At 68.4% G+C, this 24,467-nt stretch carries 20 protein-coding genes; 14 read left to right on the top strand and 6 right to left on the bottom strand.

What is annotated here, in order from left to right; translation table 11 throughout:
* Positions 1-273 precede the first annotated feature (273 nt).
* Positions 274-627 carry a hypothetical protein gene (locus ACPXBU_RS21900; protein WP_425759430.1) on the top strand — a complete coding sequence of 118 codons (354 nt, stop codon included), beginning with the start codon at positions 274-276 and terminating at the stop codon, positions 625-627.
* Between the two features lie 182 nt (positions 628-809).
* The gene (locus ACPXBU_RS21895; RefSeq protein ID WP_425759429.1) at positions 810-1,895 is read left to right on the top strand and encodes an HNH endonuclease; all 1,086 of its coding nucleotides are present in this window, start codon (positions 810-812) and stop codon (positions 1,893-1,895) included.
* Positions 1,896-1,925: 30 nt separating this feature from the next.
* Here ACPXBU_RS21895 and ACPXBU_RS21890 read toward each other — a convergent pair whose 3' ends face one another.
* The 3 genes from ACPXBU_RS21890 to ACPXBU_RS21880 all read right to left on the bottom strand — a co-directional run bounded on the left by ACPXBU_RS21890 (position 1,926) and on the right by ACPXBU_RS21880 (position 6,150).
* Positions 1,926-2,720, bottom strand: coding sequence for a hypothetical protein (locus tag ACPXBU_RS21890; RefSeq protein WP_425759428.1), 795 nt, complete (start codon positions 2,718-2,720; stop codon positions 1,926-1,928).
* Between the two features lie 71 nt (positions 2,721-2,791).
* On the bottom strand, positions 2,792-4,165 hold the full coding sequence (locus ACPXBU_RS21885; protein ID WP_425759427.1) for a hypothetical protein: 1,374 nt from the start codon (positions 4,163-4,165) through the stop codon (positions 2,792-2,794).
* Between the two features lie 215 nt (positions 4,166-4,380).
* Positions 4,381-6,150 carry an AfsR/SARP family transcriptional regulator gene (locus tag ACPXBU_RS21880; protein WP_425759426.1) on the bottom strand — a complete coding sequence of 590 codons (1,770 nt, stop codon included), beginning with the start codon at positions 6,148-6,150 and terminating at the stop codon, positions 4,381-4,383.
* 2,423 nt (positions 6,151-8,573) lie between these two features.
* On the opposite strand from ACPXBU_RS21880, the gene ACPXBU_RS21875 reads away from it, so the two are divergent.
* Together ACPXBU_RS21875 and ACPXBU_RS21870 are read left to right on the top strand one after the other, a co-directional pair.
* Positions 8,574-8,840: a hypothetical protein gene (locus ACPXBU_RS21875; RefSeq protein WP_425759425.1), complete on the top strand. Its 267-nt coding sequence runs from the start codon at positions 8,574-8,576 to the stop codon at positions 8,838-8,840.
* Between the two features lies 1 nt (position 8,841).
* The gene (locus ACPXBU_RS21870) at positions 8,842-11,925 is read left to right on the top strand and encodes a tetratricopeptide repeat protein (protein WP_425759424.1); all 3,084 of its coding nucleotides are present in this window, start codon (positions 8,842-8,844) and stop codon (positions 11,923-11,925) included.
* 166 nt (positions 11,926-12,091) lie between these two features.
* Here the strand turns inward: ACPXBU_RS21870 and ACPXBU_RS21865 are convergent, their stop codons facing one another.
* Entirely contained in the window at positions 12,092-14,059 is a 1,968-nt protein-coding gene (locus ACPXBU_RS21865; RefSeq protein ID WP_425759423.1) for an AfsR/SARP family transcriptional regulator, read from the bottom strand.
* A gap of 133 nt (positions 14,060-14,192) precedes the next feature.
* Complete coding sequence (locus tag ACPXBU_RS21860; protein ID WP_425759421.1) at positions 14,193-16,034, bottom strand: Hsp70 family protein; 1,842 nt, start codon at positions 16,032-16,034, stop codon at positions 14,193-14,195.
* A gap of 214 nt (positions 16,035-16,248) precedes the next feature.
* Between ACPXBU_RS21860 and ACPXBU_RS21855 the strand changes: the two genes are divergently transcribed.
* From ACPXBU_RS21855 to ACPXBU_RS21840, 4 genes are all read left to right on the top strand, one after another.
* Entirely contained in the window at positions 16,249-17,226 is a 978-nt protein-coding gene (locus ACPXBU_RS21855; RefSeq protein ID WP_425759420.1) for a DUF6745 domain-containing protein, read from the top strand.
* 152 nt (positions 17,227-17,378) lie between these two features.
* The gene (locus ACPXBU_RS21850; protein ID WP_330440484.1) at positions 17,379-17,537 is read left to right on the top strand and encodes a hypothetical protein; all 159 of its coding nucleotides are present in this window, start codon (positions 17,379-17,381) and stop codon (positions 17,535-17,537) included.
* Complete coding sequence (locus ACPXBU_RS21845; RefSeq protein ID WP_425759419.1) at positions 17,537-17,770, top strand: hypothetical protein; 234 nt, start codon at positions 17,537-17,539, stop codon at positions 17,768-17,770. Before ACPXBU_RS21850 ends, ACPXBU_RS21845 begins: the two co-directional genes overlap by 1 nt.
* 128 nt (positions 17,771-17,898) lie before the next feature.
* Positions 17,899-18,150: a hypothetical protein gene (locus tag ACPXBU_RS21840; protein ID WP_425759418.1), complete on the top strand. Its 252-nt coding sequence runs from the start codon at positions 17,899-17,901 to the stop codon at positions 18,148-18,150.
* Between the two features lie 52 nt (positions 18,151-18,202).
* Here ACPXBU_RS21840 and ACPXBU_RS21835 read toward each other — a convergent pair whose 3' ends face one another.
* The gene (locus ACPXBU_RS21835) at positions 18,203-18,880 is read right to left on the bottom strand and encodes a GmrSD restriction endonuclease domain-containing protein (protein ID WP_425759417.1); all 678 of its coding nucleotides are present in this window, start codon (positions 18,878-18,880) and stop codon (positions 18,203-18,205) included.
* Between the two features lie 765 nt (positions 18,881-19,645).
* On the opposite strand from ACPXBU_RS21835, the gene ACPXBU_RS21830 reads away from it, so the two are divergent.
* The 6 genes from ACPXBU_RS21830 to ACPXBU_RS21805 all read left to right on the top strand — a co-directional run bounded on the left by ACPXBU_RS21830 (position 19,646) and on the right by ACPXBU_RS21805 (position 24,467).
* Positions 19,646-20,824, top strand: coding sequence for an ATP-binding protein (locus ACPXBU_RS21830; protein ID WP_425759416.1), 1,179 nt, complete (start codon positions 19,646-19,648; stop codon positions 20,822-20,824).
* 5 nt (positions 20,825-20,829) lie between these two features.
* Complete coding sequence (locus ACPXBU_RS21825) at positions 20,830-21,573, top strand: hypothetical protein (RefSeq protein ID WP_425759415.1); 744 nt, start codon at positions 20,830-20,832, stop codon at positions 21,571-21,573.
* A complete protein-coding gene (locus tag ACPXBU_RS21820; RefSeq protein WP_425759414.1) occupies positions 21,570-21,998 on the top strand; it encodes a hypothetical protein in 429 nt (142 codons plus the stop codon). Before ACPXBU_RS21825 ends, ACPXBU_RS21820 begins: the two co-directional genes overlap by 4 nt.
* Before the next feature lie 108 nt (positions 21,999-22,106).
* Positions 22,107-22,532, top strand: a complete 426-nt coding sequence (locus tag ACPXBU_RS21815; RefSeq protein ID WP_425759413.1) for a hypothetical protein — start codon at positions 22,107-22,109, stop codon at positions 22,530-22,532.
* Positions 22,533-22,703: 171 nt separating this feature from the next.
* Positions 22,704-23,306, top strand: a complete 603-nt coding sequence (locus ACPXBU_RS21810) for a phospholipase A2 (protein WP_425759412.1) — start codon at positions 22,704-22,706, stop codon at positions 23,304-23,306.
* Positions 23,307-23,942: 636 nt separating this feature from the next.
* Positions 23,943-24,467 (top strand): hypothetical protein, encoded by a 525-nt coding sequence (locus tag ACPXBU_RS21805; protein ID WP_425759411.1) that lies wholly within the window; start codon positions 23,943-23,945, stop codon positions 24,465-24,467.

The following is a 24,467-nucleotide window of genomic DNA, read 5'->3' as shown; positions in this document are numbered from 1 at the left end:
AAACTCAGCCGGGACATCGGGCACTCGTGCTGCGGCCGGTGCGCGGGCGGGGAAGCCTGCAAGCAGGAGGCTTGGGGCCACGCGCCGCACTTCCCTCACGCCTTCGATCCGCCGGTCGTCGATGTCTACGGCCACGGTCCGCGCTGCGTCATCTGCAAGCAGGGTCCGCACTAGCGCCGGTTACTGCGCCACTCTCGGTGACTCTGCGTGCGGCTGGCTCAGGCTGACCGTGCTCGCGGACTCGATACGTTGACCAGCTCGGAAGGATGATCAGTGGAGACGCTCGCCTACGCCTGCCAAACCGCCTACCTTGACCGAATGAACGGCTCCGGCCTACTGGTCCGGTCATTACCGGAGGGCGACGTGGCCGCGCCCGTCGAGCCTGGCAAGGTGCCCGTGGCTCTCTCGGCGCACGAGGCCGACTGGAACGCGGCGATCCGCGACCTCGACGCCCGAGGTTGGGAGCCGGGCGAGGACGGCGAAGGCGGCTTTGCGCTCGATAGCACGATGTCGGATGGCCGCGAGGTCGGGCTGTACGGCCGAGAGCCTGTGATCGACGAGCCGGACATGGAACGGATCGCCGAGAGCTTCGCCGAGCTGTGCCGGTTGGCTGGCTCGATCGACTGACGTGCAACGACAGGAAGAGCCCTGACCTCGCCTCGCTTGGAGCAGAGCCGGGGCTCGTTCGCATTTCGTCGGGCGCACTGGTGAATCTATTCTGGACCGCCTGAGCATCCGTATCGGCACGGGGATGATCCCTCGGGCAGGCGAGGGAGAACAGGAGCCGGCTCAGCCCATGAGGGGCCGCGATGGGGATCACCGACAAGACGCGAAGGATTCTGTGGGTTGAGTCGGGTGGCCGGTGCGCGATCTGCCGAACACTTGTCCTCACTCCCGGCACGGACACAGATGATCCATCCGTCTTTGGCGAAGAGGCCCACATCGTGGCTCGATCCCCCGGAGGACCGAGAGCGGGTGGTCTGCCGAGTGAGGAGATCAACAGTCACAAGAATTTGATCTTGCTTTGCAACAAGCACCACAAGCAGGTCGACGACCAGCCGAACCGCTTCACTGTGGAGCGGTTGCTCGACATTAAGCGCCGCCATGTCGAATGGAACGCTTCCCTAGCCAGCGGCGATGAGTTGCCGCGCTTCGTGCCGGACCCGCGATATCCGCAGAATGCTCAGCTCAACATGATCACTTCAGGCAATCAGCTCTGGAACATGATCATTGAGTGTGCGGCAACGAGCTACGCCTACGCCGATCACCTGAGCGAGGACGACGAAGACTTCATCATCGAGTTCCTGCAGAACGTCAGGGACTACGCCGACATTGCGGAGGATCTCCACTCAATCCGAGAGCAGCGCGACGCACAGAAGTATCTCGGCACCTACATCACCGGAATCATGGAGCGCGGATTCTTTATCGGTGCAAACCTCAAACGGCTTCTCTACAAGGGAGGCCATGGCGACCCCATGCCGTGGGGCACCCTGCAGATCGAGGTGCAGCGAGCCAGCGACGCCAAGGTGGTCGACAAGGGAGGTAAGCCGTTCGACGGTGCACTCAATGAAGAGGGAGCGCGGCTGGTCTTGCGTACGTTCTTCCTCGGCTGGCTGGCCGAAGCCTCACGCACGGACCGTGCGGCCGGTGCGATCGTAGGCGAAGTCATTCCGGGTGACGGTTTCACGGCGGAGGACGTCGCTGCCTGGCGAGCTGTAGTCGCCGAGCTGCACTCGGAAGGACTTGTCGCTCTCGACGAGCGCGATCCTTACTGGTCGAGTAGCGCCGTCCTAACCGACGCGGGAGTCGCCGAGGTCGAGCGCACCTCTACGTGGCGCGGACTCTTCCAATACTCCCCGAAGAGTGGCGCGGCGGCCCCGGCCCAGGGGGCATGACCCGGCGGCGCGACAAGAGGACCGGTTCGCCTACTTGGCGACGAGGTCGATCACAGCGACGATGAAAGCGCCGATGCCGAAGAACATCGCGGTGACCGTCGCAAAGAGCATCTTCTGTTCGGCCAGCTCGTCGGCGCGATAGAGCGACCGAAACCACGCGGCTGCGCTGACCACTCGATCCCGCATGCGACGGACCAATGAGGCTGCGTCGATCAGGGGTCGAAGCGCTACGAAACTCGCGGTAGTCCAAGACCAAATGCCAGCACTTATGGGAGCCAGGAACAGGAAAGCGACGACCGCGGAAATGATCGCACTGCTCACGTTCCCGACTGGCCGAGTTTCATCATAGAAAAGGCCCAGCCTCCCCACTGTATCGAGAATGCCGAGCGGAACGGTGATGGCAAGAACGGGACCACAAAAGAGGCCAACATAGTGAAGCTTCTGGCCGCGCTTCTCGTCTTGCTGCAACAGGAAAGCTATCTCCCGGAAGTAGTCGGGAACGTCTTCGCCCGGCCCCTCAAAAGTCAGGAGCGAAAATCGCGCATTTGGACCAGGCACAGAAAGCGTCAGGATCTCTTTCCCATTCTCGTACTGTACCTCGAAATGAGCTAGGCGACCCTTGGGTGCGATGGCTATGAGTTCGTCGAGAGAGGACGATTCGGAAAAGACAGTTCGCGGGTAGCTCTTGCCGTCAGCCACCTGTGCGCCTACCCGCCACGTGGTGGTGCCGCCGCCGAGCGCCGCCTCAATGGAACGCACGTCGTCCGCATTCAACTGCAATGTACGTATGCGCGTGCTAGCTCCCACGCTCTTCACGACTGCCACCGGCGCAGCGTAGCCAAGCATGGCTCGGCTATCCATTGTGGTCATGCTTGGAGGTATGCGCAGCGCGCTGGCTAGGACCGGAGCCTCGCGCCGGCCGCCCCGGCCTCGTCGTCATGTAGATCTTTATACGTGGCGGTGCACCTACCCATGGACACTGGGCGGAGCTGGGCTGGCGTCGGGTTTCCGTCGCCTGGCGACCCCCGGTCGGCGGGGGTAGTCCGGCGGCAGGTATCGGTAGACCGATCGCAACGACTTGCCGATCCTCTCGGCAAGCACCTCAGGGTCCAGGTGCGGCTCCTTGCGCAGCCAATAGGCCACTGCCTGCGCGGTTCCCTGGGGCAATTCGGAGTCTTCCTCGTCGGTCTCGTCGTCGCCGGCAGCATCCCGAGCACCGTCGTCCGTCTCATCGTCGACGTGTTCGCCCGCGACGTCCTCACTCTCGTCTGCCGGTTCCGCGACGTCCGGGTCGTCCGGCGACACGGCATCGGGCGGGCCAGCATCGCGGCTGTCGGCAGTCTGCTGGTGGCTGCTCGGGGCCGACTCAGGGTCTTCCTCTGGCTCTGGTTGCGCCCCCACCGTTCATCGCCTGGTGTGTCCATTGCCGACCTGGTCGCGGCTTGCGTCGGGGAGGGGGCGTGCGCGGGTGCCAGCGGGGTGTCGGCGAGGCGTTCCCGCTTGAACCGGCGACGGCGGCGACGGGCAAAGTGAGCCGTCATGATCCGTTCTGGGGTGAGATCAGCGGCCAGGACCATGGTCAGCCCGTTGTAGTCGGCGGTGGCCGCGAGGCGTGCGGCGATCTCGTCTAGGTCGTACACGCGCACGGCGATGTCGGCGGTGGTGGGGTCCATCGCCGCTCTGATCTTGCGATGGAGCACCTTGGCGATCGCGGCGTCGCGCCGTCGGCGGGCGATCGCGGTGTGGGCCGCTGCGAGGGACTCGTACAGGTCGAGGCCGTCGGCCTTGGCGACGGACCGCGCCCGGGAGGTGACGACGGGGTGGCATATCCAGTGCCCGAACACCTCGTAGGCGGGTGGTGTGGGTGGCAGGTCCCCGGTGACGCGCAGCCGGTCGCGGCGTTGGTTGCCGGCGTGCATCAGCCAGACGAGGTATCCGAGGGCGGACATGCCCGCGTAGAAGCCGCCGGCTAGGGGGTCGGGGTGGGCGGCCCAGTTGAAGGTGACGGCTCCGGCGGCGATCGCGGCGGACAGCAGGCGTGATCCGATTGCCCGCTCGCCGAGGCGGCGTCGCACGTCGGCGTTAGCCATCACGACCATGCCGCCCAGTTCGAGCGCCGCGACGGCCGGGACCGCGACGACGAGCGGGACGCCGAGTGCTTGGACGGCGCCGGTGACTTGTCCAACGAGGGCGACCAGGAGCACCAGGACGTAGAACACCTGGCGTATCCAGGCGGCGTGCCGAACTGCTGTGGCCAGGTCGGCATCCACCGCCTCGAGCCTCGTCCGGGACGAAGCCTGCCGATGCGTCGACCCACCTTGAGGGCTGCGGGCGCGCCCAGGGTGGCTAGTGAGTACGGCTGTCCGCGGGGGTGACGCGGTGCCGTTGCTGTCCCGGTTCGTCGCCTGCGGGGCGTCGCCGCCGCGGTTGGGCTGATCGTGCAGGCTGGCACGACGGGCGCTGGCTGCCGCCGAAGGGTCCGGCGTCATGAGTGTTGTCCGTTGTTGTGAGTGCGGAGCTTCCCCGTCGGCGTCTGTCGGCGCAGGTCGGCGATGAGCTGGTCGGCGAGTCTGAGGGTGTCCTCGCTGGGGTCGGCGTCGATCTCGTCGAGCCGGCGGGTGAGGGCTCGGCGTAGGGAGCGGACCTGCTCGAGGTGTCCGAGTGCAGCGTGGGCGCGCATCGCTTGGTGGTAGGTGGCTTCGGCGTATGGGTCGTGGCGCATCGCGGCTTCCAGGACGGTCAGGGCTTGTGTCGGGTCTGGGGTAGCGGCGGCGAGGGCGAGGTGGGCGTCGAGGGCTTGGCGGCGGATGCCCTCGCGGTATGCCTCGATCCATTCGTAGTCGAAGCCGTCGGCGAGTGTGCCGTCGTAGGCGTCGACGGCGCGCTGCAGTGCGGCGGTGCGGTCGGCGTCGGTGGTGGCGAGCGCGGCGTCGCGCAGTGCGGCGCGCATGCGCCACAGGTCGGTGTCGAGGACGTCGCGGTTGAGGGCGTAGCGGCGCGACGGGTGAGTGAGGTAGGTGGCGGGTCCTCCGGTGCGGACGAGGGTTTTGCGTAGTGCGGATACGTAGGTGTGCAGGCGGTGCGGTGCCTTCGACGCGGGGGCGTCGGGCAGCAGGTCGTCGAGGATGTTGTCCTGTGCGGCGTCGCCGTCCTGGACGACGAGGTAGACCAGCAGTTCGAGGGCTTTCGCGCGCAGCGGCGTGGTCGTGTCCATGTCCACGATGCGGGCTCCGCCGAGCACTCGAACGTCGACGCGTCCGCCGGTGCTGCTAGGCCGGTCGTCGCCCGCCGGGTGCGGTTCATTCCCGGCGTGATCGCGGCGCTCCGGCAGGTATGCGGCGGCAGAATTCTCGGGTGTGGGGTTCGGCGCGTGGGCGGCGCCGACCAGCCTGTCGAGTGGTGTGTGCTGCGCGGGTGCTGGCGGTTGAGGCTCGCCGGTATGGGACTCGGCGAGGAGTCGCAGCAGATCGGTGGTCTCGCTGCGGTTGATGACGCTCATGCGGCCGACGGCGGAAGGACAGCTGTGCTGTTTCGCGTCGTGCTTAATGATGCTGGTGGAGCCGTCTTCGGCGACGAGGACAGTGTCGCCATCGGGCCAGGCACCGAGCAGGACGCCGTGGATGTCGAGTCGGTGCCCTTGCGTGAGCAGCGCGGCGATGCGGGTGCGCTCATGAGCAGCGGTGCGGGCGGCGATCAGCATTGTCGGCGGCACGGGCTCGGCAATCAGGTCCCGGTCCCGCAGGTCGGCGATCGTGTCGACCTCGTAGTCGCCGCACATGCGCGCGCGGTGCAGCGTCTGCTCCTCGATCAGCGTCAGCGCGTCGCTGAGTCCGCTGGTGATGGTCATCCGCGGGGTGTCCGCCAGTGTGGCTGTGGTGGTGCCTAACAGCGTGGCGAGGGTGTCCGCGGCGATGACGACGTGGTGGCGGCTATTGGGGTCATCTGGTCCGCCGGCGGCGAGGGCGGACACCAGAACGCCTCGGGCCGCTGCCTCGGCTCCGGGCCCGATCAGACCGAGTCCCGCGGACGGCCACACCTCGATCAGCGGGCGGTCCGGCGCGGGTATAGGTGGCTGCGTCTCGTGCGCCGTGAGTTTGGAGGTTTCGTCGTCGGCCGCGTCTGCCGGGTCCGAGTCCGCATCCACGACGGCTTCGTCGGGCGGAGGGTCGATGCCGGGGCTGGGGTCAGGAATCGTCTCCGCGTTCGGCGTCAGTGCCCGTAGGCCGCGACGGATCTGGGCGACCACCACCGGCATTGGTTCGACGCTCGGGTCGTCGATGCGTGGGAGCGCGGTGGGTTGCTGGGGGATGTAGCGGCGTCGGCGGTGTGCCCAAACGAGGGCCACCGCGGCGAGGATTGTGGCGGCGAGTCCCACATCGAGCCAGCTGCCAGTACCGAGCGACACACCCGGCTGAGGTCGCGGCGTTGGGGCGGTTCGGTCGTCGGCGGTGCGAGTGGTGGGCGTGGCAGCCGGTCCCGGCGCCGAAGCGTGGTCGGCTGGCGCAGATGTGGGCGCGGGGGCGGACTCCACGAGGCCGTCGTCGGTGTCCGTTCCGGTCGGGCTGCTGGACGATGCTGACGGAGCTGGTGTCGTTGGCGTTGGGGCAGGCGCCGGTCGGGGCGACGGGCGTGGTGCTTCGACCGTGGGAGGTAGTCGCAGTGTCCAGCCCGGGTAGATGAGGTCAGGGTCGCGAAGTGTCCCACCGGTGTGAGGGAAGCGGGTGCCACGGTTGGCGGTGAAGATCTCGGGCCAGCGGTCCGCGTCGCCGAGGCGGTCCTGGGCGATGCGGGACAGCGTGTCGCCGCGCCGCACCGTGTAGGTGGACTTGGCCTGGTCCCTGACGGCGGGCGGTGAGGCGGTCTCGTTGTCGGCATGGGTGCGTGCGGTGGCTGCTGCACCCTGCGCTGCATGAGCTGTCTCCGCGGCGGCGGCGGCGGTGGTGGTCGCGCTGGCGTGGGCGGGCGTCGCGGTCGCCGCCGTGCTGACGGCGGTCGCTCCCAGGACAGCCGCCGTGATGCCCTGCAGCGGCCCGGGCATGTGCAGCCGTGGCAGACGCCGTGACATCCGGGCGGCCTGGGCGTACAGGCGAGCCGTGATGGCGGCGGCGAGCATTGCCCACAGCAGCCACGCCGCGAGGTAGGCGACGGCGGCGAGGAAGCCGCCGCTGAGGGGCTCCTCGACCCAGCCGCGGAGCAGGGTCATCCACGAGCCCTGAGGGCGTGGCCACCTGCCGACGCGGACGAGCGTGACCGGCACAGCGACGACCAGCAGCACGGCCGCCGACGTGTGAACGGCCGAAGCGACCCTGGACCTCATCGCCCCTCCCTTGCTGCCCTGTACGGGACCCGGACGCCGACCGGCACCGAGCCGGATTGTTGGCGGCGCCGTAGGCCGTTGGCCACGAATCGACCGTAGGGCGAGCGGCAGAAGACGACGCGGTTCCGCTGGCTGACAGGACCTCACACGACCTCACACGACCTCACACCCCCAGCTCACATGCAGTCGATAGGAGTCGAGCCGGTGCGACCGGCGGCCTCTGCTGAGGCCAAGACGCGCCGATTGGCAGGACGAGCTGGCTGTCTGGGACCTAGCACGGGGCAGCCGCAGGCGGGAACGGAGCCGAAGGCGCATGGTGGGTGGAACAGTTCGGCTTTCCCAAACCGGGACGCCCGTGCACGGAGCCGGCGGCGTTAGCGGTTGGTGATGGCGGGCTGGTCTGTGAGGGTGTTTGTCGTGAGGTCGGAATCACCCATCTCCCGATAGGTCATGACGCTCATCGTGATCGGAGCTACTGCTGTCATGCTGCCCGCCTACCTGCTGTCGCAACGATCGCGCCGGTAGAGCTGACGGGGTTGGCGCGTCGTGTCGGTCGAGGGCTGGACGGATGACACGAGGGGAAATGTCATCTCGCGAGGGTTGCCGCTGCTTGCGGAGCCCACTGGGTCAACCACTGCACGATGGCCGTCGGGTTCTGCAGCTCCACGTCACCGTCGGATTCCCACCTGAGCCAGCCGGGGTGGAGCAAACCGACCGTCGTCAACCGTGCATCATTCTGTCCGAGCAGTTCGAGCCATAGGTTGGGCCACTGCATCCAGGCCATGACCTCGGTGTCCGGTCGAGGGGCAGCGCTGCTCGCAGTTGTATGAGCGCCTCTCGGGCATGGTGGTCAGCGAGGACCGGACGACGGTCGCGCCGCTCGCGAGTCGCACCCGGCCCGGTCGAGTCGTAGACGCGGACGCGGGTAGTTCTGTCCAAGGTTTCAGCCATTTCAGCGAGAAGATCATTGATCACGCTCGTCATTCTTGTCGTGCGATGACCCCGGTAGCCAGCCGAACCAACGTCCCTTCGCAGGGGTGCCCGTTGAGCGTTACGCAAACATCTCAACGACGGGAGCAGGGAAGCGGGCGAGCTGTGAGGGACGGAGCCGGCTGGGGTGTGGGTCCGGCGGCAGCGCAAACGCCCTGTCCACGCCGCTGTGCCCGAAAACCCGGGACACCATCGCCGTCACAGATCACTAATCGGCGAGCTGGCGGCATCCCGCCCATGCCCGTACAAAGCAACGGGCATGGGTTAGGGCCTCTTCGCTCGCCGTCTGCCGGATGGTTACCGGATTGGCACGCGTCCGGCATGCTGGTCCTGTGACTCGTAGGTGGTTGTACGTCGGGTTGACGGCCGCCATGGTTGTGTTCCTGGCGAGCTTGCTGGCCGGGGCCGGTTTGGACGCTGCCGACAAGCTGGCTAGCGTGATCGGCCTGTTCGTCGGACTGGGCAGCCTGGCAGTTGCTGTCCTGGCCTTGCTTGGTCGGCGCCGGCCTGCGGCCGTGGACTCCTCCGGCCAAGTAGATGATGGCTCTCCCCGCCAGGTGGTTACTGACAGCTCGATTGGGGGCGACAACATCCAGATCGGCTATGCCCGCGACGTCAGCATCCATCGGGAAGGGTGAGATGCGACGGACGACGATCCAGTCGGTCGCCAGTTCCTGGATTGGCGGCCACAACCTGCAGATTGGGCGGGTCAGCGGTGACGTTGATATCCAGCTCGGTGAGCGGCGCTTCCACCTCGAAAGGTATCCAGACGTGCCGGCCCACTCCGCAACGCCGGCGCGGCCGAGTTACCTGCTCGACTCCGCTCGGCGGTTGGTGCCCTACCGGTCACGTCCTGCTGAAGAAGAACGTCTCGCGCAGTGGCGCGACGATCCCTCGACCAGCATGTCCGTCGTATATGTCTATGGCCCAGGTGGCCAAGGCAAGACTCGCCTTGCCCACCACTTCGCTGCCGCGTCGTCTCGCGCTGGCTGGGACGTGGTCAGGGCTGACCATCGCCCCCAGGATGACGCCGATGCCAGTTGCAGGTTGGACGGGGCGCGTCCCCTGCTTGCCGTTGTGGACTACGCGGAGCGCTGGCCACGGCTAGAACTGCTCAGCCTGGTGCGCGGCCTTCAGCGGATGGCGGATCGAGTCCGGATCCTGCTCCTCGGTCGCCCAGCAGACGCTTGGGACCGGATCGAGGCCGAGCTGGACCGACTCGATGTGGACCTTGCGGAACCGCTCGGACTCGGACCGCTCACGGGCGTTGGACGAGAGCGCATGCATGCCTTTGATGAGGCGGTTCGAGCCTTTTCGACGGCGTTGAGCGTCACGGCAATGCCGATTCTCCCGCCGGATCTCGATGACGAGGCGTTCGGCTCACCACTGATCCTGCACATGGCTGCCCTCGCCGCCTTGTACGCAGGGCAGGCAGGTCAAGCGGCCCCAGGGCGAGCTGACCTGTCCGCCTTCCTGCTCAAGCACGAGAGGCGATATTGGAACGCTATCGCCGCCATCGAAGGCAGGCCCCTTACCAGCAAGTTCGAGAGCCTGGTCCTCATCGCGACCCTTTTCGGGCCGTTCCTCAATCCTGCAGTTGGTAAGGGCGCGCTACAGCACGGCGAACTCGCCGACGGGCCAGTCGAGGCCGGGGACCTGCTCAAGCTTCACCGGTTCGTCTACCCGATCTCCGGGCGGAACCGGGCCCTGGAGCCGCTGGCGCCCGATCGCTTAGCGGAGGACTTCATCGGGCACCACCTGCACCGCAACCCGGACGACGCGACGCTGGTCCGCAGCCTCATCGAAGACGACTCCGGTGTCGACGACGAAGCTGTACGACGCTGCCTCGCCATGCTTGCCGCGTCTGGGGTGCGCCACCCGCCATCGGCGGATCTGCTACACGAGCTTTTCCGCTGGGCACCCGGTTTGGTCGGGTACGCCTCCCGGCCTGTCATCGACTTCGTGGCACAACATGCACCCGTCGACGTGCTGGAACGGATCCACTCGCAGATCGCGAACCGCGACGTCAATCTGGTCCGGCCAGCACTGCTCATCGCGCACCGCCTTTATGACGCACTACCCGCAGACGAGGTGGGAAATCGCCGGGTGGCCTGGCTGGTGAACCTCGTCGGCGCAATGTTCGACGGCGGCGACTGGCATGGTGCCGTGGAGTACGGACACCAGGCTGTGGCAGCCTGCCGCACGCTTGCCAAGGCAGAGTCGGGCAGAGCGCTGCCTGCCCTGGTCCTCGCACTCCGCAACCTAGGTATCGCGCTGCACCGCCTTGGCCGCCAGCGCGAGGCACTTGACGTGATGCTGGAGGCCACCGAACTCTGCCGGGCAACGGGCGAGGCGAGAGACCTGGCTATAACGCTGACTCACCTCGGCGGGGCGCAGTCGGAGATGGGTCACAAACGAGCAGCCGTCGCCTCGACGCGGGAGGCCGTCGACATTCTGCAGGCCCTCGCTGACCCGGAAGGCGCCGACCAGGACCTCGCCACCTGCCTGATGAACCTCGGGCTGGCACTGATCGGCGCGGGCACCAACGGCGAAGCGCTAGCGCCAATCTCAGAAGCCGTACGGATCCTGCGGACACTGCACGCATCCACGCCAAACGCCTACGACGACGCACTGGCAACCGCGTTGCTCAACTACGGCAGCGTCCTCAGCGATATGGGTGAACATGATCGGGCCCTCTCGGTTGCCGACGAAACCACCACTATCACGAGGCGACTGGCAGAGGTGGAGCCCGCGATCCACACGCACGCGCTCGCCGGTTCCCTGCTCAACCTCAGCTCGCGGCGGGTCGACGCCGGGGACGACGACGGGGCATTCACTGCGGCGGCCGAGGCCGTCGGCCTCTACCGGCAGTGCGCTGCCCGTAACCCGGCCCTCTTCGACCGCAACGCTGTCACTGCGCTCAGTAACCTGGCCCGGCTGCACTCGAACCGGGGCGAGGACCTTCGGGCACTCGAACTCATGCGCGAAGCGGTAGCTGAGGCCGCCCACCTCGCAGCGGCCGAGCCGCCCGGCCACCTTCCTCTCCTAGCATCAATGACTTCGAATCTCGCGACCGCCTTGCACGGCGCAGGCGACCCCACCGCTGCCGCCGTCGCGTCGGAGGCGGTGGATGTCTACCGACGGCTACGTGACCTCGAGCCCGGTGTCTATGACCGGGATCTGGCCGACGCGCTCGCGAACCTCAACGCAGTGGAGCCGACTGGCAACATAGCGGCGCTACAGGAATCAGCCCAGATCTACCGCACCCTCGCTGCGACGGATCCCACCTCCCGGCGACGGCTGGCCGATGTCCTAACTGTCCTCACGACCATGTATGCCAAATCAAACTCCGCCGCAGCGCTCGATCCCAGCAGCGAGGCCGTGACAATCCTGCGGGAAATAGCGGTGGAGGACGAGACCTGGGATTCTCGTTTCGAATTGGCGATGGCGTTGCATCGGTCGGCCGGGGTTCGGAACCGTGCCGGGCTAGAACTCGACGTTGCGCTCAGCAACGCCCTCGAAGCCATTAATATCTACGAATGGTGCGACGAGGAGCAACCCGAACTGGTTGCTGAGCACGGGATTGCCGTGACGATCTTGGTCGCCGATCTTCTCGATCACCTCGGCGAGCATGACCAGGCCCGAGCACTGCGAGGCTGGCTCGACACCGACGAGGAAGACAGCGCACCGATCCAATCGCCGGACCTTGAATCCGGCACGTAGCTGATTTTCAGCACGTGTTTGAGATGGGGTCTCATCAGGTCGAGGTAACTCGGCATCAGTCAGGTGTAAGGGTAGCCACGACGTGCAGGCACCACCCTGTTCCGTGCCACCGCCACAGTTCGGGCTCTCCCGAAGTGAGTCGCCCGTGCGCTCGGAGCGGGCAGCGCTACGGGGTGGGGATGGCGGGATGGTCCATGGGGGTGGCTGTCGTGAGAGCCGTGTTGGTGGGGAGGATGCCCGCTGCGGCGAGACGACGGGCGTAGTCCTTCCGCAGATACTCCGCAGCGTCGTGGTCGCCGAGGGTGATGAGTGCGGCGACCGCGCGGGTGTGTAGGTCGGCGTTGTATGGGTCGATGCGGATGCCGGCCTGCAGCCATGCCAGGGCTTCACGGGCGTCGGTGCTGGTGCTGGCGAGAGCCGCGTGTGCGTTGATGGCGTGGCGGCGGGTGGTCTCGCGGATCGGGTCGAGCCAGGGCCAGGTGCGTCGGGCGGCGAGGTCGGCGGGGTAGGCGCCGATGACGGCCTCCCAGGTCGTCGCGTCGGTGGCGAGGGTGGTGGTGGCGTCGCGGACCGCGTGGTCGAAGTGCCACAGGTCGACGGTGACGCCGGTGGAATCGAGGCGGTAGCGGTCGTCGCTGTGCTCGATGAGGGTCACCCCTGCCGTGGAGCGGATGGTGGCGCGGAGGTCGCTGAGGGTGGTGTAGAGGCGGCCAGTGAGAGAGCGGCGGGGCAAGCCCGGCCAGATGGCGTCGGTCAGCTGTCGGGTGTCGGCTCCATCGGGGTGGGCGGCGAGGAACACCAGGACCTGGAGCGCGGCGGTACGCCGGATCTCCACAGGTTGGCCGTCCAGCAGCAGTGTCGGTTCGCCCAGCACGCGCAGGTGAAGGCGTCGTTTGTCGTTGCTTGTGCGGACGGGGTGGTCCTGGGCGGTGGCCTCCCACTGCGGGGACCGGCCTGCCAGGGCGGGGGTGCGCGACGGGCCGGATGTGCCAGGCCCTGGCGATGCCGTGTCGGGGTGGGCGATGACGGTGAGCAGGTCGGTAGCCGTGACCTGGGTAAGGACGCACATCCGAGGCCCGGCTGACCCGCTGTGGTCCTGGTGGTGGGTGCGCCCGGACGGGTCGACCTGCCATGTCTGGCCGGCCGGCCACCGTCCGAGCACGGCCACCGCGGCGGAGGTGATGGCCAGAATCGCCAGGGCATCGGCGCTGTCCGTCACGGACGCAGCATCGAAGATGAGGATTGGTCCGGGTGGGCCGTTGCCCTCCTGCGCGTCCCGTTGTGCCTGATCTCGTCCGCCCAGGCCATGACCAGGGTGGTCTCCGGAGAAGAACCCCGCTGCCTGCCCCAGGTTCTCGATGACGGCCAGCCCCGGCAGGCGCCGACCCAGCGTGTCGGCGGTGGGGCCGAGCAACCTGTCCAGGACAGGTCGGGTGACGACCACGGACACGGCCGGGTGATGACGCCCCGCTAGGAGGCTGGTGACGAGCAGGCCTCGCGCCGCGTCCTGCGCCCCCAGCCCGGTGAGACCGACTCCAGCTTGGGGAAAAGCCCCGCCGACGGTTGGCCGGTCGAGCAGCGGCGATCCCGCCGAGGCCGCACCGGGTTCGCTAGGCGGTGGCGTCGAGTCGGCGAGGGCGGCTTGCACGGCTGCCACTGTCGGGGGCAGCGGTGCCAGGTCCGTGTCCTCGCGGCTCGGTGGACCGGGCGGGCGGGGCCGGTAGGAGCGGCGGCGTCGGAGCCACACCAGCGACGCCGCCGCGCTGACCTGCTCCGCTGTCTCCCGCGGCAGCCAGCCACCGGCGACGCTGATCCCCGCGTCGGCGAGGACGTCGCCGTCTGGTGGCGTGGGCTTACCGGCCTCATCCAGGGTTCCTGCCGCTACCGGCTGCGTGGGCGGCGGTGGCGGTGCGGTGATCGCGTGGGAGCTGACGCCGAGGACGGCTGCGCCGGCGATGCCACCGGCGGTGGCTTGCCAGGGTGTCGGCAGCGGCATGTGCCGCAGCCACGACACGGTCGCGATCAGGCGGGTCAGCACCCGAATCGTGACCGTGTAGGCGAGCAGGAGCCACACCAGCCAGGCCGCGATGGTCAGCGCGGCGGTGAGGGTCTGTTCGGTCAGCGGGTTCTGCACCCACTCCCGCGCCTGCTCTGCGGTCGGCCAACCTCGTATGGGTGCTCCGACCACTGACAGCAGCACTATCGGGGGGCCAGCCAGAAGCGCGAGGACGAACAGCAGCGACATCAGCTGCCGCGGCCACCGCATGTCACCCGCCTCCACCCGGTGACATGCCCGCCCGAACCAGGCCCGTCGGAGGTGCGGTGGGAGTGGGCGGCGCGGGGCGCAGGATTCGGCTCCAGAGCCGAGTAGCCCACCAGGTCGCGACGGCGATGGCGTAGATGACGCCGAGCATGCCGGCGGCCCGTCTGCTGACGATCGCCGCGAAGATCACCGCCAGCGGGGCGGCGAGGATGAGGCGGAACATCAGGGGTGTCACCACTGCCATGACCACGGCGACGCCGAGGAGGAGACCGCCGACGCGGCCGGCGATGTCGATCCACAGGATCCGGTCCGGCCATCGGTCGGCGGTTAGGGAGTACTGGATCAACCCCATGCCGAGGGTGGCGGCGACGATGGATCCGGTCGGCGCGGCCAGCAACGCCGACCAGCCGCCGTGCGGGGAACGCCACTGCCGGGCGGCGACGACTGCCATCGCCAGGGCCATCACCGACACCGGCGCGATCGGCCACAGCGCCCACTTCAGGTACGGGCCGACAGGCATACCGAAGTATTGGCTGGTAACCACCGCGTACAGGCCAGCGATCGCCGCGCCGAGGGACACCGCGGCGAGGATCCCGACGCTGACCCTTCCCCCCTCGGTTCGGGTGCCGGGGGTGGGACTGCGGGCGGCGATCAGCGAACCGAGGACCGTGCCCGCGGCCAGGCACGCCAGCAGGGCCATCACGGCCGCCATCGTGAACTCGCCCCAGTTCACCCTCACCGAGTAGTAGACACCGAGCACTCCGTGCCGCTCCGCGGTCAGCAGGCACTGCCAGATCAGGGCCAGCGAGGCGAAGCCTGGGACCGCGATCGCCGCCGCCCGCCGCACGGGCGGCACCGGCGCCTCCACCCGCTCGACCGTCGCGGTATCGACGGCGCCGACGTCCGCGGCGCCCCGAGCCGCGACCAGCCCCGGCTCGGGCACGACGACGGGTGCGGCGCCTGTGTGCTCGGCGACCGCCGCCGCTAGATGCGGTAACTGGGCGCTGCCGCCCACACAGTAGATACCAGCGAGGTCGGCAACCGTCAGTTCAGCGGCGGCGACCGCTTCCTGCGTCAACTGCGCGACGCGCCATGCCACCGGCCGGACGGCCTCGTCGAGCATCGCGCTGTTCGCTATCACCGGCGGCCGTTCCGGGAGCGGAACCGTAACAGCCGGATGGCTCACCAACGCTTCCTTGGCCACCCGAACGCTGTCCGCCACCGACGCGCGCTGGCCCTCTCCCGCCGAGGCGCCGATGAGGGCGTCGGCGAGCGCGTGATCGACTGCCGTGCCGCCAGCCGCAGCGTCGGCGAGGGTCGCGAGGACCTCGAACCCGGCCGGCCCGCGGCGCAGCACCGTTACCTCCGCACCAGCGCCGACATCACACACGACAAGGAACGCACCGACCGGCACCCGCACACCAGTGGTGAGCAGATACTCAGCGACCGCCACCGGGGCCTCCACCAGACGCGGCTGCGGCAACCCCGCCCGGTGCGCGACCTGCCGCATCCAGGTCCGCCGCCGTGGCCCCCACCCCGCCGGGACTACCACCCGCACATCCCGCACCGGCTGACCGACGACCCGCTCGGCTTCGGCGGCGACCCGGCGCAGCGGCGACGCCGCCACCTCCAGCGCGTCGCCGCGAGCGTCACCTGACGTCGCGTCCTCCACCGGATGACGCGGCCCCGGAATGAATGCCGCGGGCTGCCCCGCCGCCTGCCCGTTGGCGGGCAAATATGACCCGCTGTGTAGGGGTGGATTCCCGTCGAAGGACAGCACGTGCGCGCTGCCATCGGCCCAGGCTACGACGGCTTGGGTGCCTGCGCTGCCGCAGTCGATCGACAACCGCGCTTCCCCCGCCCCCATGTCCATAGTCAAACATGAGGATCACATTCACGTCACCTGTCAATCACTCACGGCCAGCAGAGGCCAGCCGAAACCGCACCAGCGTCACCGTCCGCCAAAAGGCGGCCGAATCTCCTCGAGGAAGCCTCGTGGTGAGGCCGTCTCCCGCCTGCGGGCCTCTTGCCAACGACACCAACACGCATTGGATGGAACCGTGAAGCCCTCGAACACACCCGCCCACCCCGCCGACGGCGTCGCCCGCACATGGACCCGCGCAGTCCTGACAACCGAACCCGCCGACCACGACACCGCCGAAGCCGCCGCCCGCGCCGCCTACCGCACCGCAGGCAAGCCCGAGCCCACACAATTTATCTGGTGCCCGTCTCCCTGGGCCGCTCTCGAGCTCATCAGGAGTCTCCTCGAAGAAGGGCAGACCCCACTCGTCAAATCCGTGCGTCGCGCGGTGTTGAACCAGGCGCTGTCCACAGCCCGCGCCCCACTCATCGATCGGGCCAGCGACACTGACCGGTTCAGCGCCTTCGGCGAGTTCCACTCCTATTTCGAACGCAAAGGGTTCTACGGCGAGCAACGCTACGACGGCATCGACGAGCGATACGACCTCATGGAGCGCCCCTACCTGTGCCCACCGGTCCTGCCGTCCGAGCGATCGGCACTGCGGCCCGTGCTTCACGCCCTGCACCAGACCTACCGGCACGTCCTCAGCCCTGCGTGGTCAGCGATCGACCGCGCGATCAGCGCCGATTACACGCTCCAACCGGCCTGGTACTGGTCCGACGAGCACGGGCTCGTCGACCAGAACGACGAGGCCCGTGCCGTCGTCCGCTACAGCACACCCGAGCTCAACGACCGATTCTTCGACCCGGCCTGGTGCTTCTACCCCGACCTTATGGTCCTGGCGGCCATCGACACCTACCGCAGAGTCTTCGATACGGACCCCGGCACCGCCTGGCAGGGCTGCCGCGACGTCGCGCTGACCAGCGGACCCTGGTGGCCCTTCCCCGACACCGTGGTCATGAGCGAGCGACCCACCCTGCTCACACTCAACGAGCAGGACCGTCTCCATGCCGACGACGGGCCAGCTATTCAATGGCGCGACGGTCACCACGTGTGGGCCCATGACGGCGTTCTCATCGGCCCACCTCGCTCGGGGTCGGCAACCAGCGGCGCATGATCCCAGAAGCCCGCAGTGATCATCTGGTTATCCACAGGGACCTGAGTTGTCCACAGCTCACGCGATCAGGCATTGATCGGCTGGACCACCACTGCTGAAGTACCTCCGCGGGGACGACGCCATGTCCCATCCAATGACGAAGGAGTGCAGCCATGACCCGGGGTGGACGCAGCCGATCACGGCGCACCGACAGGCCGACACCGCTGGAGCACCTCGCCGGTGTCACTGGCCTCATCGGCGCAACGGCCGCCCTCATCGCCGCCGTTGCCGGGCTGCTGACAGCCGCCGCCACGCTGACGGTGAATCGCTGATGCCCGCCGTCGAGGCATGGCTGCTCGGCGGACCTGCCGACGGCCGCTTCACCCACATTGAGGTGGACGACGACGGGTCCCTTCCGCAGGCCATCGTCCTGCCGCAGAGCGGCGCCTACCTCGGTGCCCGCGATCATCCCAGCCCGCCGGTGCAGCACCGCTACCTCCGCTGCGCCGGGGAGGTCAACCCGCCAACCTTCCGCTACGACGGCCCTGTCCCCCAGGACCAGTGACGCCGGCATGGGCAGCCAACCGACCAAAGCCGCGGCGGCCTGTGTTCCGACCAGAGAACGACACCACCCAGCCCGGCCACATCGCTACCCAACATCATCCGCTGATCGAACGCTTGTACGATTCGCTGGTGGAGGATGTGGCGGTGCGCTGGTGGAACGGGATCTGGGGGCGCCTGGGCCGCCGAGATGTGTGGCTCGTCCGCGAGGTCCGGTGGAGAGTCACCGCCCGAGCCGGCGACAGCGAGACCGGCCGGGTGCTTCGGTGGGAGTTCGACACCGAAGACGAGGCGCTCGCCATGGTCAAGCGTCTGCTCGCCGCCGACGCGGGCGGCCAGTGGCGCAAGCAGTCCGGCGACAGCCAGCCGCCACAGCAGGCCTAGCACCCGGGTGAGGGTCTGCGCCTCGAGGTGCAGACCCTCACCCGGGTCGTGCTCAGGAGCTACAGGTGTTGAGCATGCTCTGCAGGGCGGACTTCTCCGACGACTGCAGGGTCAGGCCCCAGCTGTACTTCACGGTGATCCACATCTTGCTGTAGGTGCACCGGTGCGACGACAGGGACGGCTGCCAGGTGGAGGGGTCCTGGTCGCCCTTGGACTGGTTGACGTTGTCCGTCACCGCGATCAGCTGCGGACGGGTGAGGTCGTTGGCGAAGCTCTGCCGACGGCTGGTCGTCCACGAGTTGGCACCGGAGCGCCATGCCTCGGCGAGGGGGACGACGTGGTCGATGTCGACGTCAGAGGCCGCCGTCCAGGTCGCGCCGTCGTACGGGCTGTACCAGCGGCCGGAGGTGGCCGCACAGGAGCTGTCGACGACGACGGAGGTGCCGTCGCGCTTGAGGACCTGCTCGCGGGTGTTGCAGCTACCGCTGATCGTGATCCAGTGCGGGAACAGATCCCGGGAGTAGCCGCTGGTCGAGCCCTGCGTCGCCACGACCAGCGCGTTCAGCTGCGACTGGGCCGTCGCCTTCGACGGGATCCCGGGAGGCGTCGCCGACGCGGGAGTGGCGTTCGTGACCGCGAGAGTGCCGCTTACGAGGGCGGCGATCGCGATAGCTACGGCGCGCGCACGGCGGCGGGCAAGCGGCAGGGTGTCGAGTATCAGTCGCGGCATGTGGGGCCTCCATCGTCAACGGGCACGCAGGCAGTCACGCTCATCGATGATGGTGACGGTAGTGCGACGGTGTTGTGAAGTACCAGGGACGCGTTCACGACGTATTGCCGACGTTTGGCGGCTTGCGCGCCTCACGCACGTCGCGGTGAGGCGGTCACGGCAACCGGCCCTGCTGGGGCTTCGGCTCGGTGCCCGCGTCTTGCATGTGAGACCGCCGCCGTCTTCGCTGCAACATCACCCGTCCGGATCATTGGAGTTCGTTCAGCGTGCCCGGCATGCGGTACGGCAGGCCGCCCTGAGCGGCTGATGCATAAGCGGCTGTGATCGTCTGCGCGACGACGAGTGCGGATCGCCCGAGCTCTGCTCCCGTAGCGGCGGAGATCACCTGGCGGAGTACATCATCGGCGAGTGCGGGTAGCCAGTCATCGTGGGCATGGCGACTCCCTGGAGTCTCGGCCAGTTGCCAGGCGACGCGTTCCGTTAGCAACCCGTCCAGCGACAATTGGCCCTTGTAGGCCGTTGACGCACTCCAGCACCATGTCCGGGCCACCCTCGACCATGGAGGAGGATCATGACGGATGATGTCCGCCCGATCCGGACGGTGGGGAAAGCGGCGGGCAGCGCCGCAGGCCCACCCCGGCGGGCACGGCCCGTCCGCCTCAGCACTGCTGTCCGGCTACTCTGTCGCGGCCCGCGTGGACGGGCTGACGGCTCGGCCCGTGTCGCCGAGCCAGGGACGACGCCCGAGCCAGGGACGAGGCCGGCGTGACCGACACCATCGCGAGGATCTCCGCGCGGTGGTCGCCGAGCGTCGAACTGCTGGCGACCACCACATACAAGCTGATCCGGCCATTCGAAGCGGTGGCCCTGTTGCTGCAGGCCACAAACCTCATCGCCAGCGCGGTCAACGACCGGTACCGATCCTTCGGGGTGCCGGTGGTGCTGGCGCTCGGCGTGGTGCACCTGGTCCTGGCCGGCGTGGTGCTGCGGCACCGGGGGCCGTTGACCCGGGGCCGCACCTGGGCGGCGGCGTGGATCGTGATGATCTTCGTGGTGCAGATGCTGCTCGCCCACCTGCTCGCACCGGGTGACTTTGCGGCCTCCGGTGTCGGCGTTCCGATGGGGAATTACGCGCTGATCCCGCTGGCGGTGTTCGCGTTCTACCCGTGGGGCGGGTTCCGCGACCTCTGGCGGCGCAGGCTGATCGAGGCCGCGCTGATCGTGACCATCGTGCTGCATCCCCTGCTGATCCTCGGGCTGATGCACCGATGGCAGCTCACCGCCGCGCACGTACGCAGTGTCGCGCTCTACGCCGGGTGGGCCCTGGTGTGGTTCCTGGTCGGTAAGGGGATGGCCAGGCTGTGCCGCATCGCCGTACAGGTGGAAACCGAGGGCCTGGCGGCCGGCTATGCCGCGACTCTGGGCGACCTGCACACCCACGCCGAGCGGGCCGCCGAACAGATCGAGGCCGGGGGTGACGCCCGCCGGGTCGCCCAGGACCTGCAACTGGTCATCGCCACCCGGCGCAGGCAGCTGCTGCTGCAGGACGAGCACGCCGGGGCGGTTGACATCTTCAAGAACGCCATCCGGGCACACGGCGACCGGTTGCGGCTGCTGTCCGGACCGGCCCTCGGCGGCCTGACCGTTCCCCGCGAGCACGCGATACTGCTCGATCAGGGACTGGCCGACCTGCTCAAGAACGTCGTCGTGCACGGCGGCGGATCAGTGGAGGTGGACTTCGCCGTGGTGGACTCGACCATGACCCTTGACGTGCGCGACCACGGTCCCGGCCTGGACCCCGAACGGTTCGACGCGCCGGGCAGCAGCCTGCAGCGGCTACGCCGCCGGCTGATCGAGCGGGGCGGCGAGCTGCGGTTACTGCCCGCCCCGCCCGACGGCGGCGCGGCCGTGCGCCTGACGCTTCCGCTCCAACCGCGCAGGTGACTGCCGTGCGGATTCTGGTGGTGGAGGACATGGGAATTGCGGGCGTCATGGCGCACACCGAGCTTGCCCAGGCGATGCCGTGCGAGCCGGTCGTGGTCCCTGATCCGGTCGCGGCGCTGGATCGCCTGCGGCGGGAGCGCTTCGACGCCGTGGTGGTCGACATGCTCTTCCAGTCGCACTCCGATGAATTCGAGCGCCGGCGGCGCGAGGGCAGGGTGCGGCTGACCGACGCTCGGCTGCACCTGAGCGGGCTGGCGCTGCTGCAGGCGGCCGGCATGGCCGGGACGCCGGCGGTGCTGTGGTCCTCGGGCGAGCCCAACCGGCGGCTGCACATCACTTTCGCCCATGAACACTTCGCGTGCCGCGGAATGTGCCCCAAGGACAAGGGCAAGCTCGCCGCGGCGGTACGGGCAGTGGTGGCCGGCCGCGAATACGTGGACCCGATCCTGCGGATGCACCTGCCGCCGAGGTCCGCCCCGACGCTGCGGGAGACGTTCTTCTCCTCCGAACCGCGGCGGGCCATGTGGCGCGCGATGGCGCTGGGCATGCACCACCATGCCAGGATCGGCCAGGCCGTCGGCGTCAAGAGCGGCGCGGTGCGGCGCAGTGTCGAGGAGATGCGCAGCCGGCTGGTTGCCTTCGATCCGGGCTGCTCGGACGAGGGACCGCCCACCGCGGAACTCGTCCGTTACGCGAGCCAAAATTGGGAGTTCTTCCTCGACGACACGGTGCGGGAGGTCTTCCCGTGACCGCGGCCGACCGCGACGGCCGGCGGCGACGGGAGACCTGGATTCCCCGCGCCGCCCTCGTCGTGCTCCCGGCCGCCTGGGTCGCGCTTGCGGCGACCCTGCCCGCGTCGGCGGACCGCGACGTGACCATCGACGTGTTCTGCACCTCCGGGAACCCGGTGGTCGGCGTCTGGATCGAGTCTCGCTCCGGCGGCTCGTGGTTCGCCCGGCGGGGCGACGCCGGGAGCGCGATGTCCGTCCGGTACACCTTCAAGCAGAAGTTCACCGATGCCTACCAGGCTCGCGTCGGCTGCGGCGGCAATCAGCAGCAATGGGGTCTCACGGTCGTGTCGTCCTACAGCGACCGCCCCTACCGGCGACTGGCCTGTGACGATGCCGACGACGCAAGGGCTGCGGCCAACGGCTGCCGCGACCAGACGGCCTGACCGTCCGGAAGCGACATTTGTCCGCTGTACCGGCGGCTCTAGACGACGATAGTTCGTGGTGCAGGGGGACGCGAACGGCAAACCCCCCACCCGATAGGAGCCGATCAGATGGACAGGACAGCACGGCGCGCGCTGCGCGCGGGCGGCCAGGCGGCAGTTGTCGCGGCGATCACCGTGGCCGCCGCCGTGAGCACGGCGAACCCGGCGACCGCCGGCACCGTCAACGGATGCGCCCAGGGTTGGTCCCAAGACCCGGGGACCTGCATCTGGGTCGACACTGGCGAGAAGCGCGCCGACCACACCCAGTGGGTCAGCCAGATCAAGATCCAGAAGCCTCGCCAGGGTTCCTCCGGCTTCCTGGAGGGCTGGGCTGGCGATGGTCCCACCGGCGTCGCGTGGTACCGGTCGGGCAACGGCGAGACGGTGACGTGGCCGATCAACAAGTGGATCAAGACGGACTCCGGCATCTGCGGCGCCTACACCTGGCCCGAGTCGTCCAGCCGCTCGATCGCCTGCATCACCATCAAGGCCTGACCCGGGCCGGGGCTGGAAGCTCGTGCGGCCGGTCCGGCCAGGAAGCCGGACCGGCCGCCGGCCCACCGACCCAGCCGCGCGGCGCCGTGAGCCAAACGAATAATTCGCTCGACCGGGCCGCCTCGCCGACGCCACACTCACCTTCCCACCTGCGGCCCAGATAGGGACCTCATGCAGACGATCACACCACGCCACGCGCCACGCCGGCATCGCGCGCCGTCGCATGCCGCCACCCCCGTCAGGATCGGCGCGCGAACGACGGCGTTCGCCGCCACGCTGACCGCTGTGCTCGCCGGCATGGTCTCGTCGGCGCACGCCGACCCCACGGCGGACCGCACGGAGCAGCGCCGCTACGTCGTCGAGACAGTGAACCTGGGCAATGGCCAATTCATGCAGCGCAAGACTGACTTCGCCCGAGCCGGCTGCATGCCGGGCGACGACTGTCGTAAGCCGTCGCCCTACAACAGGTTCGACTGGGGAACGGACAGCTGCAGCCCGCCCACGTTCGCGAGCTGGCGCAAGCTCTTCGACCAGGCCTGCCAGCAACACGACTTCGGATACCGCAACCTCGGCAACGGTCTCGCCCTCGCCCGTGACGAGAACACCCGCAAGTGGGTCGACGACCGGTTCCGCGCCGAGATGAAGGCCATCTGCAACTACCGGTTCAGCGACTGGACCCAGTATGCCAATTTGCAGGCCTGTTTCAAGGAAGCCGACACCATGTACGGGGCCGTTCGCCTGATCAACAACTGGCAGGAGCCGGCGACCACGTAACGACCGGCCGACCCGGCCGCACAACAGCCGGCCACCCGCGCCGAGACGACTGGCGGATCGACCAGCACGTGGACCGACTTCGGCAACGCTGGCGGCGGCGCCGGCCCGCTGATCCCCGGCAATGAAGCAAGCATGCCAGAGCTCGGGGGCGTTCCCATTAATTGACTTTCCGGACTTGCTTGGGCAGCGCCACTGCGGCTTCTGGGTTCGCCCTGACCGGCGTCGGTGCGCGGAAGGGCACTTGGGGCTTCACGGTTATCAAAACCCATAGCCGGACCTGCCAACGGCAGGTTCTGCCGGAGGCAACCCGCCCGGCGGCTTACCCTGCCGCCGACGTCGAGGCGTCGAGGCCTCGATCCATAAGGGTCAGGACCGGTTGAACTGGGGGCTGTCACCGCGCAGCCTCGCGTGAGCACGATGGCGAGGATTCTGGCCTTGCTCGCACCCCAGGTGCAGCTTCGTGGTCAACCCTCGACGCGAGCGTCCGAGCGCGCGATCAGCCGGCTCGACACTGAGTCGACCAGGCGGTTTTATCTGCCGATCCCCCCACGCGTCGAACGCGGCACGGCGTGGGCGTTCGACCCGCAGCACATCCTAGGTACCGACCAGGGCACGTGATTCAACCCCCTGCGGGCGGTGGCCGCCACCACCGACGCTCGCCGCCTCGGCGAGCACTTCGTCGCCGACGGACGCGACCCCGGCGTGAGCCGCGACGCGTTCTTCGACCCCTCCAGCGAAACTCGTGGCGAACCTGCACCTGGCTGCCGCCTGCTCCGGCCAGGACATCCTCGCCGCGTACCGCTGGGCGGTCAGCCTCGCGACGACGAACCGGCCATGCTGCTGCGCGAGCACGGCTTCGCGTTGCCCGCCGACGCGGTCGCCGGGGTGGTCAACATGCCCGACAAGACCCGCGGCGGCATCTACGCCGGCGCCCAGGAGGTGCTCATGTGCGTCACCGAGCCCTCCGTCACCGCCTGGGGACCCACCGACCCGAGGCGGGTCCTCGAGTTCAACCCGGCCGCGTTCGTGGTGAGCATCGACGTGCTGTACCTACTCTCCAGCACCGGTGGAGGGAACGTATTCGGTTGCTGCGCTATTCGTCGACCATGGCCTAGGGCTGTTCCTGGCTCAACCGGATCTGTGAGTCCGGGACGGCGCTGA

The sequence above is a fragment of the Micromonospora sp. DT231 genome, assembly GCF_049847025.1.
Classification (GTDB): domain Bacteria; phylum Actinomycetota; class Actinomycetes; order Mycobacteriales; family Micromonosporaceae; genus Micromonospora.
This window is presented reverse-complemented; position numbering and strand designations above follow the sequence as displayed.